Source organism: Rhodococcus sp. IEGM 1341 (assembly GCF_030056895.1).
Taxonomy (GTDB): domain Bacteria; phylum Actinomycetota; class Actinomycetes; order Mycobacteriales; family Mycobacteriaceae; genus Rhodococcoides.
Map to the genome: position 1 here is coordinate 464,416 of NZ_JASHKV010000002.1, position 18,064 is coordinate 482,479.

The window sequence follows — 18,064 nt, forward strand, 5'->3', positions numbered from 1 at the left end:
CGCACTTCCAAACCACCATACGGAGAGGCCTGCTTCGTCACGTGGGAGTGACGGACCGGGCTGTTCAGTGTTTACTGACCATGGTCGACTGGGTGTATCCGCAGTCTCGGCGGCTCCTCGCCGCTAACCATGACCGAGTACTTGGACCGTCCACTCTTGCGGGGGGAATCAGCAGCATGCGAATCACAGTTTTCGGTACCGGCTATCTCGGTGCCACTCACGCCGCGTGCATGGCCGAGCTCGGCCACGAGGTTCTGGGCGTCGATGTCGACCCGGCCAAGCTCGCGAAGCTCGAAGCCGGTGAGGTCCCGTTCTGGGAGCCCGGTCTCGAAGAGGTGCTGCAGCGCAACATCGCCGCCGGACGCCTGCGCTTCACCGCGTCCTATCAGGAAGCTGCGGACTTCGCAGAGGTGCATTTCCTCGGAGTCGGTACTCCCCAGAAGAAGGGGGAGTTCGCAGCCGACATGAAGTTCGTCGACTCGGTCATCGAGACTCTTGCGCCGTTGCTCACCAAACCGGCCGTGATCTTCGGTAAATCGACCGTCCCCGTGGGCACCGCGGAACGCCTCGGCAAGATCGCTCGCGAACTCGCACCTGCCGGCGACGACGTCGAGGTGGCGTGGAACCCCGAGTTCCTGCGCGAAGGCTTCGCCGTCAAGGACACTCTGCACCCCGACCGTTTGGTGCTGGGTGTTGATCGCGCCCGTCCGGGCCGCGCCGAGGAGTTGGCCCGTGAGGTCTACGGGCAGCTGCTCGACGAGAAGATCCCGTTCCTGGTGACCGACCTGGCCACCGCCGAGCTGGTCAAGGCCTCCGCCAATGCGTTCCTGGCCACCAAGATCTCGTTCATCAACGCCATCGCGGAGGTCTGTGAAGCCGCGGGGGCAGATGTCACCGTGCTCGCCGACGCCATCGGCCACGACGAGCGCATCGGCCGCAAGTTCCTCAATGCCGGCATCGGCTTCGGCGGCGGCTGCCTGCCCAAGGACATCCGGGCGTTCATGGCGCGGGCAGGTGAACTGGGTGCTGACCAGGCATTGACGTTCCTGCGCGAGGTCGACAACATCAACATGCGTCGCCGTACCCGCATGGTGGAGCTTGCGCGTGAGGCATGTGGATCTCTCCTCGGTGCTCGAGTCGCCGTGCTCGGCGCGGCCTTCAAGCCCGATTCGGACGACGTTCGTGATTCGCCGGCGCTGAACGTGGCGGGGCAGATCCAGCTTCAGGGGGCCGCGGTCAACGTGTACGACCCCAAGGCGATGGAGAACTCGCGAGCTCTGTTCCCAACCTTGACCTATAACAGCACCGCGCTCGAAGCCTGTGAGGGCGCTGACGTGGTGTTGGTGCTGACGGAGTGGAAGGAATTCAAGGCTCTTGCTCCGCAGGACCTGGACGGCGTCGTGCGCAGCAAGAAGCTGATCGACGGCCGAAACTGCCTGGACCCGGAGCAGTGGCGAGCGGCGGGATGGAACTACCGCGGCTTGGGCCGGCCCTAACGGCGCCACACAATCCTCGCGTTGAATCATTTGATGGAATGAATTTCGCGCATCGGCAATTCGGTGCCTTGTGCCTTTTTATGCAGTCGTAATCCTTGTTTCAGCCCTGGTTGGACGGTGCAGTGGTTTGTTCGGCGTCCTATAGACGGGAGTGGGGCTTTCGATCACACAATAAACGGCGCGGTGGCCTGTGAAGCCTCACATCGCTCGGGTCGATTGCGTTCATGTGTAACGTTTTTGGGCCGTTGAACGGTTACACCCGGTGGGTTCTTGTTACACATATCGCCTAGTCGGTGATGGTGTGGTAAACCGAATACCTGCTGTTATTCGTTTGTGATCTGCACCGCTCGCGTGGTGCATCGGATAGCGGCGTGGGACTATTCCAATTCGATACCAGTTGCAATCCGGATTGGTTCGATCCGAACTCGCGCGTTCACCTCCGGTGTGCGCAGCACTGCAGAGGAGGGGAGCACGTGGCATCTGTCGGGGCTGCACAGCGCACTCTGTGGGGATACTCGCGTCGCCAGGGCGCAGTGCCAACACGCACACTGACCTCACGTCACGTGTGGGAAGAGCAGTACATCAGGCGGCTGCGGACAACCGACGTCGTCGTCGTCGTGCTGTCGGTCGCGCTGGCCCAGGTCGTGCGGTTCGGTGACGGCGATGTGGCGACTGCGGGGTTGTTTCCGACGGTGACGTACACCGGGGTATCCATTGCTTTGGGCGTCCTCTGGATCGCCTTCCTCGCTATCTTCCGCACCCGATCGCCTCGCGTCATAGGAAACGGTGCGGAGGAGTACCGACGTATCGTCTCGGCAACCTTCCGCCTGTTCGGTGTCATCGCGATCGTGTCACTGCTGTTCCGTATCGACTTCGCTCGCTTGTATCTGGCCATCGCACTACCGGTAGGACTACTCGCACTCCTACTCAGCCGGTGGGTTTGGCGCAAAGTCGTCACTCGACTGCGCAGCAATGGCGAATACAAGACCTCGGTCTTGATCGTGGGCAGCCGCGTGGCGGCTGTTTCGATGGCGCAATCGTTCGAGAAGTCTCCGACCTCGGGTTACGCGGTGGTCGGGATCTGCATGCCTGGATACGAGGCTCCGCGGGACGGCCTGGTTCACATTGAGGGAACCGACATTCCGGTACTCGGCGATGAGCACGACGTCCTGGACGCGATCGAGGAGTGCGGTGCGGATACAGTTGCCGTCACCGCAACCGAGCACCTCGGCCACAAGGGCATCCGAAAGATGATCTGGGACCTCGAGAAGAAAGATGTTGATCTTGTCGTCGCGCCGGGAGTCGTCGACGTTGCCGGCCCTCGATTGGTGATGCGCCCGGTGGCCGGTTTCCCTCTGATCCATGTCGAGAAGCCGCAGTACAACGGTGCGACACGATTCGGCAAGACAGCCTTCGACCTCACGTTCGCTGCACTGGTGCTGGTGACGATCTCGCCCATCCTACTGGCCGTCGCTATCGCGGTGAAAAGCACGAGTCGTGGGCCGGTGTTCTACAAGTCCGAGCGGATGGGCATCGACGGAAAACCCTTCTCGATGATCAAGTTCCGCAGCATGACCGTTGACGCCGACAAGCAGGTTGCACACCTCCTCGATCAAAACGAGGGTGCTGGCGGGGTCCTGTTCAAGATGCGTGACGATCCGCGGGTGACGCCAGTCGGCAAAGTTATGCGGCGCTTCAGTCTCGACGAGCTGCCGCAATTCGTGAACGTTCTCAAGCGTGAGATGAGCGTGGTGGGGCCGAGACCGCCGCTACGTCGCGAGGTCGAGACCTACAACGGTGAGGTTCGTCGGCGATTGTTGGTCAAGCCTGGAGTCACCGGCCTGTGGCAGGTCAGCGGACGATCAGACCTGTCGTGGGAAGAGACAGTCCGACTGGATCTTTCGTACGTCGAAAACTGGTCGATGGTGGGGGATCTACTGATAATTGCGAAGACGCTTCGGGCTGTGGCAGGTAGTGATGGCGCGTACTAGTGAAAAGTATGGAGGCTGTGTCCCGAGCCGTGATACGTATAGCCACAGCGCTCGCAAGTCCAGTACTTGCTACGCGCGCAAGCTAGTGCCCGACTCGAATCCTAGCGGCTCAATATGAGCTCGATGGCTCGCAAGAGCGCTTTCATGACCGGTGGTTCTCTTGCGAATGTGCTGGTCGGCGTAGGCTTTCAATTGTTGCTCGCGCAGCAGCTTGGCGTTAGTGAAGTTTCTGACAGGTATTTCCTGGGTACTATGGCACCGACACTAATCGCCACGATACTCATCGGCTCCGCTCCATCGGTACTGGTGCCCTCGATTCTGGCCAAGAATCAACCAAAAGTGAGCCTTGCTGACTACTACTTGCCAACACTGATGCTGTCAGTTCCCGTCGTTCTATTATTTGTTCTGCAGCCCCACATATCTTCGCTCTTTACGGACGACCAGCCGCAGCAGCTGACGTCCGTAGCAAGGACCTGTTTGTTGGCTTGTCCGCTCGCTTGGTTTGCATCGATCTTTCAATCGATATCAATTGCGCGCGAACGGTTCATTGTAGTTGGATTGTCGGGAGCGGTGAACGGTGCAGCGCTCCTGCTTACTGCTGTAGTCTATTTTTCAATGGGAATCAGCAGTCAACGGCTTGCAATCTGCTTCGTAGTTGGATACGCAGTGCAGGCTGCAGTTCAGTTGATCGCAGTGCGTAGTGACGTCGAAATCAAAAACCGGCAGCAGGCAACAGAACTTGATGGCCGCCGGGCACTATCAACCAATAGCGACGCAAAGCAGAAGTCACTTACACGAAATATTGCAATACTATTTTCCTCAGCCATCCTTTACAAGAGCCAGCCTCTAGTCGAGCGTTCGCTGTCTTCGATTTTTGATGGCGGGCCGTCGATCATTGCCTACGGCGAGAAGATTACGCAAGCTGCTCTGCTGGCCAGTACGTTGGGACTCGCGTTGATCTCGCTCCCACAGATCAGCAAGGCCGTGGCAGCAGGCAAAATCGAGGAAGGCCGCGCGTTATCAGCCAGTGTCGCAACGTACGTTGCCGGGTTTGCTGCGCCCTTCACAGTGGTCGGATTCCTCCACTCACGTGAGATCGTAAGAATCTTGTATCTGCGGGGAGCGTTTGACCCAGCTGACGTAGAAAGCGTCTCGGCGCTGATTCGCGTGGCGATGGTCGGCGTCGCATTCTCCGCGGTAGCAGGCCCGCTGGTTAACTTTCAGTATGCAACCGGCCACTATGGACGTGCCGCTGCAACATCAATCGGAACAACGTCGTTGGGTATCGCAGCGTCTGTTCTATTCAGACCGACATATGGACTCCCAGGCGTCGTGGCCGGAGGAGTTCTGACTCTTTTACTCACCTACGCTATATTCTCGTACTACACGGTCGGAAACAACCTAGCTCGATTGACACTCTTGCATGCGCAGATTGTCTCCATTTTTTGCGTAACTATAGTGGGCGCAAGCCTCATCAGTATGGCTGGAGAGTGGGCGTTTCCAGCACTCAGCAGCAGCATAGTTCAATCGATGCTCGTTACAACCGTCACTATGGCAACCGCGGCCGCATGCTCAGCGGCGGTCGTCTGGCTGATACGAGGATCCAGCACCATTGATGCAATAGACGACGTCCCAAAAACCAAGGCGACTGTTGGAGAGTGACGTGAACACCCTCAAAAATACTTGGGATCGAGTGTATCCATTCCGCACCACGATTCGAATCGATACTCCGCACCGTCGCAGTCCGCGGATGTCATCTTTCAGGGAGACAGCATGACTCATTCGTGTCAGCAGGAGCGGACGATCTTGAATAATGCTATTGAAGAGGAGCCTGAAATGAAGGCCATGCAGCGATTGCCAGTGAATTTCCGAGTAGACAGCCTCGGTGACACCTACGTAGGGCCGTGGCTACTGTTTTCTGGAAGTAGGCAGGACCTTATGGACACTCTTGCAACGATCGCGTTGAGCGGAAAGCCCTCGTTAGCGGTGACACCAAATGTCGACCAAGTGCTGAATTTGCGAACCGATCGCTCGCTGCGAGAGTCTTATGATTACGCCACCTTGCGAATAGTAGACGGTTCTCCACTGCTTCTGTTGTCGCGAGTACTTGGAGCAAAGACAATCGAGCGAATTACGGGGGCCGACCTTTTAGTCGCGTGCGCAAAAGAATCGATTAGCAGGGGATGGAAGATCGCTATACTAGGCGGGTCTCCAGGGGCGGGCGAACGGGCGATCCAACGGCTCATGGAAATTGGTGAGAAACCGGAAATTAAACAGATTCAACTGCCATTCTTACCTTCGGCGGACCATGAAGCGTCTCTCGGAAGCATTAAGGTGCTGCAAGATTACAACCCTGATCTAGTATTTATTTGTTTAGGATCGCCGAAGCAGGAAAAGTGGTTCCTTCATTGGAGGGACATACTCCCGGACGCAGTCTATGTTGGCGCAGGCGCAGCCATAGACTTCGCGGCCGGCGATCTTCGGCGCGCACCCTATATATTTCGGCGATCGGGATTCGAATGGCTGTGGAGGCTGCTCCTGGAGCCAAGGAGGCTGTGGCAGAGATATCTAATCAAGGGGCCTGCATTTATAAACGTTGCAATTGAATCATGGAAGTCGAGAAGCAAATGAAGACGCTAGTAACCGGAGCCGCGGGGTTCGTTGGCTCGAACCTCTGCCAGAAGTTGCTCCAGGAAGGCCATGAGGTGGTCGGCCTTGATTGCTTTACAGACTATTACGATACGACGCTAAAGAGAAGAAATGTAGAACTTCTCGACTGCACGGATTTTACGCTATGCGAAGCGGATATTAATACGGCAGATTTAGAACAGCTGGTGGGTGCGGCTGACGTAGTTTTTCACCAGGCCGGTCAACCGGGGGTCAGGGGCTCATGGGGAAGCCAGTTCTCGCTTTATTGCGATTCCAATATCCTTGCTACCCAAAAGTTGCTCGAAGCGGCTAAGAAATCCAAGTCTCTCACTCGATTTGTATATGCATCATCGTCTTCTATCTATGGGAATGCCGATAGGTACCCAACGAGCGAAGTGGATCTGCCTGCACCGCTCAGTCCGTACGGTGTTTCAAAACTTGCTGGCGAACATCTCTGCAGCTTGTACGCCGAGAACTTCGGAGTGCCGACTGTTTCGCTTCGTTATTTTACCGTATACGGGCCACGGCAACGGCCCGATATGGCGTTCACTCGCTTCACTAAAGCTGCAGTCACGAACACTCCGATAACACTTTTTGGAGACGGAAGTCAAATTAGAGATTTTACATTCATTGATGACATCGTCAACGGAAATATTCTGGCGGCCACTGCGACTTCAATCGATGCGGGTGTTGTTTACAATTTGTCTGGTGGTAGCAGGGTCTCGGTCAACGAAGTCCTTCAAATACTCCAGGAGCTGGCGGTTGATGATCTTATCGTTAAGCGGCAGGAGAGATTTGCTGGCGACGTAATGCAGACGGGGGGTACCTCCGAGAAAGCCGCGAATGAAATTGGGTGGTCAGCTGAAGTGTCCCTGGAACAGGGCCTCGCTGCGCAGTACGAATGGGCTGTTCAGGAATTCACGTCTGGTCCCAGGAGCCAGTAAATGACGAAAATATTGATGGTGGTAGACGCCGCCCCTCCCCACTATGGTGGAGCTGGGCAGCAGGCGCTGCTGCTCGCAAAGGAGCTTGAAGCCGAGGGATCGACGGTGCGCATCTATGCGAGAAGAAGGGAATCGACTCGCTCGCAGAGTGAAATGGTTCGATTTGTCGGACCATTGATACGGTCGGAAGCTCTGAGTAATGCCATTTTCGCTATACTAATCTTCTTCATTGTAATCAGTTCCCGAGCAGATATATTACATTGCCATGGCGCATTTTACTATGGATTCTCGTCTACTGCAGCAGCTAAGATCCGCCGCATACCAATTGTACTGAAGGTAACGCTTCTTGGTACGGACGACCCTCAGTCTATACGAGCGCAAAGGAAGCTTGGGCTAAATATCGGTATTATTCTTGTACGACAGTTCTTCTGGGCGGATCGCGTCGTTGCGTTGAACACCGACATTCAAAAAGCGTGCGCAAATTTCAGCTCCAGAATTGAGACGGTAGTCGTCGCAAATGGGGTGAAACTGAACAAAAGTTTTCGCGAGGAAAGAGAATTGCGTGCGAGGATTCCAGTTGTCGAGCCGAAGGTGATCTTCACCGGTGACGTCTGTATTCGAAAGGGTGTAGACACATTGTTAGCGGCTTGGCGTGGGTTTTTAAACAGCTATCCCGATGCGACTCTAACGTTAATTGGACCTGTGCGGGAGGAGATTCTAAGAATTCTCGGTGACCTGGATCCTTCTACTAGGAATACCATCAGGGTTAACGGGAAATTGTCCCATTCCTCAACGTTGGACGCTCTCGCCGCGTCCGACGTATTCATCCTGCCTTCGCGAAGTGAAGGACTTCCTAATTCGTTAATCGAAGCGATGGGGATAGGGTTATCTTGTGTGGCAAGTTCTATTCCGGTGAACCGAACATTGTGCATCGACTCGGCAACCTATTGTGACCCGGAATCTGTGCTATCGATTGAGGCGGCTTTGTGCAATGCAGTTTTGAAGAATGACGAAATGAGTACACGGGCATTGAACAGGTCGGAAAGTTTTGGGATCGGAAGGACCGCGTCCGCGTACGTCGATATATATAATAGTCTGGCTAAGTCTCCAAACAGTCGAAAGGTCCTGCAGAGGTGAGACAGTCACGATCGGGCGGCATCTTCGAGGACTTCACGCCCAATGGTGGGCGGCCAATCATTCAGGCCACATTGATTCTGTTTAGATGTGCCAACTTTTTCCGCGCAAGCTCCGTGCCTGCAATTAGACTTGCGGGCATTCCGGTGGCGATGGTATATCGTACGTTCGCACTTTCGGTTGCGCATATTGACCTACCTGCAGGCACTTCAGTCGGCAGGAGGCTACGAATTCATCACGGGACGGCACTGGTTGTAAATCGGACCACCAAGATCGGGAACGATGTGACCGTCCGTCATTCGACCACTTTGGGGGCGAAGTCCGAGAATACCAATGGACCACGGATCGGCAATTGGGTCGATATTGGACCGCACACAATCGTGCTCGGCGACATCGTCATTGGTGATGGGGCGACAGTCGGTGCCGGAAGCGTTGTAATCCGCAGTGTTGCTGCGGGTTCTACGGTCGCTGGTAATCCGGCGAGGGACTTGGGCTTGGAGCGTAAATGACCAAAGACCAGGGCGAGTTTGATGCCGATATTCTTCATATCGGAATCGTAGGGCCTTACCCGGGCGGCATGGCTCAGGTTTTGAACGGCTATCTGGATTGGGATTTCGCAACGGTTCGCGTGCGCGCGATTTGCTCGACAGCGGGTAAGCGTGATCCGTGGACGATATTGAGGATCTTGTACTGTTTCGCATACATCGTCTGGTTCAGATTCGAATCACGAAACCGTCGGTTGGTAGTGGTCCATCTGTCGGAGCGCGGGTCTTTTGTTCGGGAGGGCATCTTGATTGTAGTTAGTAGATGTCTGGGCCTGAGGGTAGTCGGCCACCTCCACGGTGCCAATTTCGTTAGTTTTAGCCAGCGTTACTCATGGTTGGTGCGGTTTGTGCTAAAGCGCTGCGCTGCGACATTCGTGCTTACCCAACTGTCGCTGCGTGAGGTCGAACGGTTAGGGGTCGCAGACGTCCGTGTTGTAACAAATTGTGTCGCGGTGCCGGATGTTCCGATCGAGAAAGCTAAATTGTTCCTATTCGGAGGTGAAGTTGGGCCTCGAAAAGGAGTGGATGTTTTGCTATCCGCGTGGAGTCGGGTTGACTCTAGGGATTGGCGATTGGTGATCGCTGGACCAATAACTGCAGAGGTGTCCCAAACCATGCTCAGGACAACAGGCGTGGAATTTTTAGGCGCTGTTTCTCACGCGGATATCTTAAAGTTGCAGGCGCGTGCGTTGGTGGCAGTCTTGCCTTCGAGGGACGAGGCGCTTCCGATGTTCCTAATTGAGGCCATGGCCAGGTCCTGCGCGGTGATTTCTACACGGGTGGGGCAGATACCGGAGCTGGTATCGAACGGATCCGGAATTCTGTGCCGAGCAGGGAACGTAGAAGATTTGTCAATAGCGATCAAAAGCATGATGGTGGGGGATGTCGCACAGTCGCAGGGAAAACGTGCACGACTGGTAGTCCTTGATAGATTCGACGCCAGCAGTGTTTTACCGGCCTTGGAGCGTCAGTGGCTTGATCTTTCGCGCTGACTTTCAACGGATTATCGAGATCCAACACTACTGAACAAGGAGTTTGATATGAGGCCAGAATTAATATGGCGCGTTTCTTCGCAACTGCATCACGCTGGTATTCCCTTGTTGCCAGGGGCGTTGAAGGGCATTTGCTTCTTCCTGTTTCACTGTGTGCTTCCGTATGAGTGCGCCGTTCCTAGAGATATTCAGCTTGTCCACCGCGGTTTGGGTACTGTAATTCACCCGAAGACGGTATTTGGCCGAAACGTTCGTATTGGTCACGGCGTCACCATTGCTGCGGGTTCTCAGCTTATTGGAGACGGACTGTCAGTCTATGTTGGCGACGACGCTTTCATAGGGACTGGAGCGGTGATCCTCCCTCGTAGCGGAAGAAGGCTCGACATCGGGACAGGGTGTTTCGTCGGCGCTAATGCACTTGTTAGCGACGATTTGCCGGACGGGGCCAGGGCATTTGCGGGTAGAGCCGAAATCACGGCGCAGATTTCAGAGCCGACGACATCGACTTGAGGTGACGGCCTTTACCTTGCCAAGCTTGGCATGTGGCCCACTGACTTTGGGTGTCCGGGCTGTTGGGCCTCTACTGAAAAGAAGATGTATCGCCGGGTCCGGTACAGTAGCTCTACACACTGAGGGTTGAGCAGCAATCGATAGTATTGGTGGTACCACGTGATTCGAGTCGAAGCTGGAACAGTATCTACTGCGCTCACGCTTTTGATCGGCAACATTTTCGCAATTGCTGTCATTGCCTTTGCGAGCCTGGTTGGATTTATGTGGCTGGCACCAGCAATTGTTGCAGCAGTCGTTATTTGTATTTGGGGTTTAACTAGGCCGCTGGAGTTCGGTGTTGGTTTGATGATCGTTGGCCCAGTTTTGTTGTCAACGATCCGCATATCGAGCCTTACTGGTGACAATATAGCGGTCCTCCTAGGGTGCTGTTATCTTCTATTTTGGATTACACGAACCAGAGGCGTACGTTTCAGCGCTTTGATGGTGCTTCCGTGCACCATCGCGCTGGCCGTCGTGATATCCGGTTTGGTCAACGACGTACCATTCCTGCAGGTGGGCGTGCGATTTTCCTCGTTAATCCTATTGACGCTGTGCGCGCCATTTGTTCGCCGCGGTGTGCTGATGCGGATAATTAGGATAGTTCTCCTCGTCGGTATATTTAGTATCTTTTTACAGACAGCGACCCGTTTTATTCAGCCATTTTACGATGCAGATGGGTCTGTGCGCTACGGTGGCTTGATGGGCCATCCGAATTTCGGATCGTACTTAATTGGAAGTTATATTATTTATATTATGGTTGGAAAGAGGCTGTCGAAGGTTGACATCTCAATTTGCGTTCTCGGTTTAATAGCGATGCTATTGGCGGCGTCACAGACGGCTTTGCTCGTCTTGGCTGCCATCGGAGTACTTATCCTGCTCAGGCAGCCAGTTAGACTCCTCATCGCTGGAGGTCTCGTGGCCTCCGCGGTCGCAATCCTTGGTTCCACATTTCTAGATCGCGTACTCCCCTTTTTGGAGTCTGGCAGTTTAGCTTCCAGCTCATCTGGAAGCTGGCGCTTAAGCCAGTGGCAGTCTGCTCTCAATCTCGTCGAGTTTCCGAATCTCTTTGGTATTGGTTGGCAGCAGACTAAAGTTCAAATCGGGGATGGTCTGGGCGCGCACAGCGGTTACGTCACTGCGTATGTAGAGCTGGGCTTGGTCGGTTGTGTGTTTGTCGCTTTCGGTCTGTTTTTCGTTTTTGTAGCTACCAAGAGGTCTACGGGCGCACTTTTCTTATGGCTGTATATACTAATTTGTTCGGTTACTGACCCGGTTGTCTTTTACCCTTCGTGTATCGCGCTTGCTTTGCTTATTTCCATCGTCGATTGGAACGGAAGACCCGCGATAGTGGACGAAGCGTGCGGCCGCTCGCAGATGGTCAAGATTTAGTTCCGTCATTCAGTTTTAGGCGGCACGTAGTGCCGCCGTTCCTTCCTTTGTATAGAACTTTCGCTTTGGGCCGTTTCCGCGATTTGCTGCTTTTGCCCTACTGAATTTCAGGTCGGAGGAAGGTTTTTGCAGGAACTTTCGCTCCAGGTGCGATAGCGACGCCTCCTATGATCAAGGAGTCTGTATAAATAATTGCTCCGCCGCCAATAGTCGGGTAATTTCCGGACTTGTCGGTCCCTAGGGTGACCCCCTGATAGATTGTCGCGTATGCCTCGATTTTTGTTCCGGCCCCGATCACGATGCCGATCGGATGCGGAAGAAGTAGTGGCCCCGATATTTTTGCGCCCCGCGAGATGTCGCAAGAATGTAGCGATATTAGCAAGTTTCGGTAAATCCAATGGCTGCGTTTGGACCGAGACGCGAGGACCATTAAGGTTCCAGCGCGTACCGAGGGGTTCGTTAGCAGCCTCTTCAGAGTCGTAATTATTGAACCTTGGCTTCGCGTGGACGGGTGTGAGCCGACTAGATCATCGGTGGCTTTGGCGATGTCGATCAGGCTGCGTATGTGCTTGAGCTGTTGCATGAAGTGATCATGCACCACGAAGGGGATCTTTTCAGATGACTCGCTTCGTATCTCTGCGTACCGATCAGCCGATGTGGCAATCGTGGTCGCTACGTGGGGGGTGAGTGGAAGGTCTCCATGCTCAGTTTCTGATTAGAAGTCTTAGTGTCAACCGGTCTCCATAAATGTGTCACCCGTGTGGCATTTCGAGGGATCGTTGCTACACTTACATTGCTCAAGGCACCGCGTGAGATGGGACTGCCCCGGCTTTGGTTGACATCTGATCTGTGAGGATCGCTCCTCACGGTGGAAGGATGTTCACCATGCCGAAAGCATTTCCCGAGGAGTTTCGCCGCGATGTCATCGCTGTCGCACGCAAGGGCGAGGCTCCGCTTCGTCAGATCGCGAAGGACTTCGGCGTCTCCGAAGGCTGCCTGCACCGCTGGCTCAAGATCGCCAACCGCGACGACGGCATAGCCATCAACACCACCTCAGCCGGCTCGGACGAGTCCGCGGAGCTGCGAGAAGCCCGCAAACGGATCAAACTCCTCGAGCAAGAAGCCGAGGTCATGCGCCGGGCCGTCGCCTACCTCTCCCGGGACGTCAACCCAAAATGATCTACCCGCTGGTCCTCGACCTTGCTGCCGACGGAGTGCCCGTCACAGTGACCTGCCGGGTTCTCGGTTTCTCTACTCAAGCATTCTATAAATGGAGGAAACAGCCAGTTACGCAACGTGATTGGGATGATGCGCATCTGATCAACATCGCCCGAGGCATTCACGCCGACGACCCCGCATTCGGCTACCGATTCATCGCAGACGAACTGCCGGAACGCGGCATCACGGCCTGCGAGAACAGAGTCGCACGTCTGTGCTCACAAGAACGACTCTGGTCCGTGTTCTCAAAGAAGCGCGGCCTGAACAGGAAAGCCGGCCCGCCTGTCCGCGATGACCTCGTCGACCGCCAGTTCACGGCACAGGAACGCGACCAAATTTGGCTGACCGACATCACCGAACACCGCACCGACGAGGGCAAGCTCTACCTCTGCGCCATCAAGGACGTGTACTCGAACAAGATCGTCGGCTACTCGATCGACTCCCGCATGAAAGCCTCCCTCGCCGTGACCGCGTTGCGAAATGCAGTCGAGCAACGAAATCCGGACGGGACCATTGTCCACTCGGATCGGGGCAGCCAATTTCGGTCACGTAAATTCGTACATGAACTGTCTTGCAACGGTTTACAGGGCTCCATGGGACGTGTCGGGGCGTGCGGTGACAATGCCGCGATGGAGTCGTTCTTCGCACTTCTGCAGAAGAACGTCCTCGACCGACAACGGTGGTCCACCCGAGCGCAACTACGGCTGGCTATCGTTACGTGGATCGAACGGACCTACCACCGCAAGCGCCGACAGCGACGCCTCGGCAAGCTCACTCCTATCGAGTTTGAGACAATCAACCAGACCGCACACGCGGCCTGAATCAATCAACCCCACGAGTCAACTGAACTCGGGGCAGTCCCGTGTCGCAAACCGAGCGTTTGAATTGTTTTCCGTGGCACCTCGGCTGCCGGATGCGCGAAGGTGCGGTAGATATGTAACGATTGAGCCACGCAGTGTCGCGTTGCGTGTTTTACGAACGGACTGAGGAGCTCGAAGCATGGAGATACAGGATTATTTGAAGATCCTGAAGGCGCGCTGGATCATCATCGCCGTCACCGTGGTTGTAGCGATCTTGGGTGCTCTGGGCACGTCGTTGTTGACGACGCCTATGTACGAGTCCAGCGCCAGGATGTTCGTTTCGACATCCGGTGGAACATCGGTCAGCGAGACGTACCAGGGCAACTTGTTTTCGCAGCAACGTGTCGCGTCCTATTCCGAGTTGGTCACCAGTGAAGCGCTGGCAGCTCGAGTTCTCGATGTACTGCCGCTCGGTCTGACCCCGTCGCAGCTGGCCGCGAAGGTCAAGGCATCGTCGACGCCCGACACAGTTCTGTTCGACATCACCGTCAGTGACTCGTCCCCGGCAATAGCTCGCGACATCGCCAACGCAATGGCAAACGAGCTGACCAACCAGGTGCGCGAGCTCGAGACCCCCGAGGACGGCGGAACTCCGTCGGCCGGAGTGAAGACATTTCAGCAGGCCGATGCGTCGGCAACCCCGGTCAGTCCGAACACCGAGCGCAACCTTGCCCTGGGTGCCGCGGTGGGACTGTTGCTCGGTATCGCGCTCGCGGTCCTGCGTGATCGTCTGGACAACACGATCAAGGAACGTCGCGAGATCGAGTCGATCTCCGGCAAGGCTCTGGTCGGCACCATTCCGTTCGACAAGGAACGCAAGGCGCATCCGGCCGTCGATTTCCAGGACCTCACCCAGTCGGCCAGCGCCGAGGCTTTCCGTGAGCTCCGCACCAACCTGCAGTTTCTCGAAGTCGATCATCCGCCGCGCGTCATCGTCGTCACCAGCGCGATTCCGAGCGAGGGAAAGACGACCACTGCGCTGAATCTGGCGATCTCGCTGGCCGAGGCCGGCCATCACGTCGTTCTCGTCGAAGGCGATCTCCGTCGCCCCCGCGTCTCGAAGTACATGGGTCTCATCGGTTCGGTCGGTCTCAGCACCGTCCTTGCGGGACAGGCGAAAGTCGACGAGGTCCTTCAGCCGACCAAGTACGAGGGCCTGCAGGCCATGGCGTCAGGTCCGATACCGCCGAACCCGTCCGAGCTGCTGGGTTCGGAAGCATCTCGTGCCTTGCTGGTGGAACTGCGCTCCAAATTCGACTACGTCATTGTCGACGGCGCTCCCCTGTTGCCGGTTACCGACTCGGCCGTCCTGACCACTCATGCTGACGGTGCCCTCCTGGTCACCCGCTACGGGCACACGAAGAGCAACGAATTGTCCAGGTCGATCGGCAATTTGGAAACGATCGGTGCCCATGTCCTGGGTGTGGTGCTGGCATTGACGCCCTCGAAGAAGGGCGACATGTACAGCTACTCGTACAACTACACCGCCGACACCAACCTGCCCAGACAAGTGACACCGCCGGTTCCCGCGCCTGCACCGCAGGCACCGGTCGCCTCGACGACGCCGGTGTCCCCTCCCGCTCCAGCACCGGTGCATGCGCCGCCGACGCGGCAGTCCGCTCCTCGCTCTGCTTCCGCGTCGCCTGCTGCCGGCCCGCGTACAGCAGAAGCAACTCAGGAACCGGAGTCGTACGCTCGATCCCGTCGGTCGGAGACTCCGCCCAGAAACGGCTCCGACAGCCCGCGACTGCGGAAGTAGTTAACAGAGGGCCGGACTCACTTCGATCGTGAGGAGTCCGGCTTCGTCCGTCCGCTTGCACCGATGACGATTCCCGCCAGAGTCAGCACCGCTAGAAGTAGTGGCGTCGAGACGTTGGGAAGCTGCGCTGTGAAAGCGACCGCGGCTAGTAGCTGAAGCACCACTGTGAGCCTGTCGCTGATGCTGGGTTCCATCTTCTTCTTGGTCATGTGTAGCTCCTGAGGTGGCATTTGTTGATGACACCGTCGAAGCTACACGTCGTTGCGGCACGTCAAAAGCCTTGGAACGCAGGGCAGTTCAGTAGTTGTGTTCCCCTTTTGTGGGCGCATAACGAGAGTTATGCTCCCGTCTCGAGGTCTACGTTTCGCCGACTGACTAGCCAGTGTTGAGATGGCTTCGGCACAACCGGCGCGTTAGAAGGACTGATGTCCTTACGTCGAAATCTTTCGGATGCGCAGGCGTGCTCGCCCGGGAACGGGCGCATAACATCAGCAGTTGTAGCTCTATCAGCGGACGTTATTCGGCCTGTCATCGCCTAAAAGTTCATTCGATTGAATGACTGATGTGGGCGAATTACTCCGCGATCAGCACTGCGGAACGTCGATGGTCACGGTTGGCTGATCCACCAGAGGCTGCATGGGTACCGTGGCCTCGCCTGGAGCGGAAGGCTCCTCGAGTTCCCAAGTTACCGTCTGCGACTTACCCGGCGGGATAGTGAGGTACGCAGCCTGCACCGGCCGGCCGAGCTCGGTGCCGGCCTGGATGGAGAATCCCGTGATGCCGTTGACCTTCATGGACGTGATCTTCGCGCCTTGGGTGCCGTACAGGTAGACGATCGATTCGTTGGTGCCGTACTCCGCCGTCGGCTGGAACGTGCTCGCCACGTACGGCGTGAGGCCGTTCGGATTCACGTTGTTAGTGAGTGTGGCAGTCACGGTCGACTTGCGGGTACCCGCCGTGCAGGATTCAGCCGAATACGTGATGTCGCGCGTCAGGTAGTAATCGAGCTTGTTACCGCCGGCGTTGTTGACTACCACATTGGCGTACGGGGCCGGACTGTCCGGCAAGACGTGACCCACCTTGGTGCCGGCCAGAATTGCCTGCTCCGCCGGATCGGCGCTCCACACCGAGATGCGGCCCTCGCTGCCGGCGCGGCCCACCGCGTCGAGCAGAGCCCTGGTGGGTGCTGCGCCCGTGGTCATCTTCTGCACAACTGCTGCGGCGATCTCCTGCAAATATGCCTTGCGCGCCAACTGATCGTCGCCGAACCTGGAATACGCCGTGCTGAGAGTTATTTCGACGACGTTGTCGGCGGTGATCTGCTCACCGTCGGCCAACGCAACCGGGCCCGTCGCACCGAGGATGTAGCTCAACGCAATCGGGTCGGTGGCGATGGCGCCGTTGAGCACCTCACCCGTTTGCTCCGTCCACATGGACGACCAGATCTGGCCTGCATACGGAAAGTGCGGGCTCGCGTTCGAGTTACGGAAATCGGTGGTGGTGTTTCGCGGGGCCCAGAGCGCGTTGTATTCGGGTCCCAGATCGATGGGCTGCTCCGCGAATTCGAGTTCGTTGTTGGCACCGAGAGTGTCGACCCGGGCGGTGCCGTTCTCGGCCCGAATGATGCCGTAGCCACCGAGCAACCCGCCGGTACCCCGAGCCTCCGCATTGGTCTGGAATGCGAGGAAGTAACTGCGCGGGCCGTTGTCGCCGAGCATCGACGGCAGCAGTTCACTGGCGATCCGGGTGTTGGTGAGCAGAGTCGCGAGTTCGTGAGTCTGATCGATCAACGACGTGCGAGCTTCGTCCACCACGCCGAGGAAGTCGGGCTCGTCCACTTGCTGGGCCCGCTCGCTGAGCTCGTCGGCTGCGGCGGAGGTCTGCTCCAATACCGGCTGCGCGTCCCGCAGTGCTGCGGTATCCACCTTGCCGCCGTCGACGAGACTGCTCGGATTCAGGCTGGCACCCGCCGCCGACGCCGGTGCGAGCACGTCCACGGCCAGTCCCTGCACCACGTCGCTGATCTGCGCTACCGATTTCAAGGGACTACCGAGATATGGAACGGCTTTGGCGATGGAAAACGGGAGGGACGTCGTCGACGACACAGCATCGTCGGCGGATTCGGAGGCGCGAGCCGCTGCTGCCTCGGCTCCGGCCGAATCGCCGTCGAGCAATGCGTCCTTGGCCTGTGTGGCCGAGTCGCGGGTGGCGGTCAAACTCGACTGCGCGGAATAGGCTTCGTAACCAAGCCACACCGCAAAAGCTATGACAATGACCAGAAATACCCCCACCGCGATGAGAATCGGCCGCTTTCTGCCCGATTTCCGACCACGGGTATCGGTGGAACTGGTTGCCATCGTCGGTGGCCTCTCGGTCGAGGAAATGAGTTCGAGTGCACAGCCTAAAGGGGAGTAGGCGATCCGCGTACCTGTAGTTCGATCCGGGTAGAGCATTCACACCGGGTCGACTAGTTTGTAATGGGCGATGAAAGATCTACGTCGAGGTGGCGCGCCGGCCGAATCGAAGCCGTCAGGGCGC

Annotated in this window: 12 protein-coding genes; 10 read left to right on the forward strand and 2 right to left on the reverse strand. The window is 56.8% G+C overall.

The annotated features are described in order from the left end of the window. Positions 1–176 precede the first annotated feature (176 nt). The 10 genes from QM615_RS09355 (at position 177) to QM615_RS09395 (ending at position 15,526) form a co-directional block, all read left to right on the forward strand. Complete coding sequence (locus QM615_RS09355; RefSeq protein WP_283347271.1) at positions 177–1,496, forward strand: UDP-glucose dehydrogenase family protein; 1,320 nt, start codon at positions 177–179, stop codon at positions 1,494–1,496. 503 nt (positions 1,497–1,999) lie between these two features. Continuing rightward, positions 2,000–3,487, forward strand: coding sequence for a sugar transferase (locus tag QM615_RS09360; RefSeq protein WP_502941871.1), 1,488 nt, complete (start codon positions 2,000–2,002; stop codon positions 3,485–3,487). 123 nt (positions 3,488–3,610) lie between these two features. Then, positions 3,611–5,149 (forward strand): lipid II flippase MurJ, encoded by a 1,539-nt coding sequence (locus QM615_RS09365; RefSeq protein ID WP_283347272.1) that lies wholly within the window; start codon positions 3,611–3,613, stop codon positions 5,147–5,149. A gap of 276 nt (positions 5,150–5,425) precedes the next feature. Then, complete coding sequence (locus QM615_RS22440) at positions 5,426–6,118, forward strand: WecB/TagA/CpsF family glycosyltransferase (protein ID WP_502941872.1); 693 nt, start codon at positions 5,426–5,428, stop codon at positions 6,116–6,118. Then, on the forward strand, positions 6,097–7,080 hold the full coding sequence (locus tag QM615_RS09370) for an NAD-dependent epimerase/dehydratase family protein (RefSeq protein WP_283347273.1): 984 nt from the start codon (positions 6,097–6,099) through the stop codon (positions 7,078–7,080). The genes QM615_RS22440 and QM615_RS09370 overlap by 22 nt, the downstream gene beginning before the upstream one ends. Then, complete coding sequence (locus QM615_RS09375; protein WP_283347274.1) at positions 7,081–8,217, forward strand: glycosyltransferase family 4 protein; 1,137 nt, start codon at positions 7,081–7,083, stop codon at positions 8,215–8,217. A gap of 502 nt (positions 8,218–8,719) precedes the next feature. Beyond that, positions 8,720–9,751: a glycosyltransferase family 4 protein gene (locus tag QM615_RS09380; protein ID WP_283347275.1), complete on the forward strand. Its 1,032-nt coding sequence runs from the start codon at positions 8,720–8,722 to the stop codon at positions 9,749–9,751. A 669-nt stretch (positions 9,752–10,420) separates the two neighbouring features. Then, positions 10,421–11,689 (forward strand): O-antigen ligase family protein, encoded by a 1,269-nt coding sequence (locus QM615_RS09385; RefSeq protein ID WP_283347276.1) that lies wholly within the window; start codon positions 10,421–10,423, stop codon positions 11,687–11,689. A gap of 885 nt (positions 11,690–12,574) precedes the next feature. Then, positions 12,575–13,728 (forward strand): IS3 family transposase gene (locus QM615_RS09390; protein ID WP_283347287.1). Its coding sequence is split into 2 segments (ribosomal slippage): positions 12,575–12,863 and positions 12,863–13,728, totalling 1,155 coding nucleotides; the frame shifts between segments, so codons are not numbered across the junction. A gap of 178 nt (positions 13,729–13,906) precedes the next feature. After that, the gene (locus QM615_RS09395; RefSeq protein ID WP_283347277.1) at positions 13,907–15,526 is read left to right on the forward strand and encodes a tyrosine-protein kinase domain-containing protein; all 1,620 of its coding nucleotides are present in this window, start codon (positions 13,907–13,909) and stop codon (positions 15,524–15,526) included. Between the two features lie 17 nt (positions 15,527–15,543). On the opposite strand, the gene QM615_RS09400 is transcribed toward QM615_RS09395, so the two are convergent. Together QM615_RS09400 and QM615_RS09405 are read right to left on the reverse strand one after the other, a co-directional pair. After that, complete coding sequence (locus QM615_RS09400) at positions 15,544–15,735, reverse strand: hypothetical protein (RefSeq protein WP_283347278.1); 192 nt, start codon at positions 15,733–15,735, stop codon at positions 15,544–15,546. Positions 15,736–16,110: 375 nt separating this feature from the next. Beyond that, positions 16,111–17,883 carry a DUF4012 domain-containing protein gene (locus QM615_RS09405; RefSeq protein ID WP_283347279.1) on the reverse strand — a complete coding sequence of 591 codons (1,773 nt, stop codon included), beginning with the start codon at positions 17,881–17,883 and terminating at the stop codon, positions 16,111–16,113. Between the last annotated feature and the right edge of the window lie 181 nt (positions 17,884–18,064).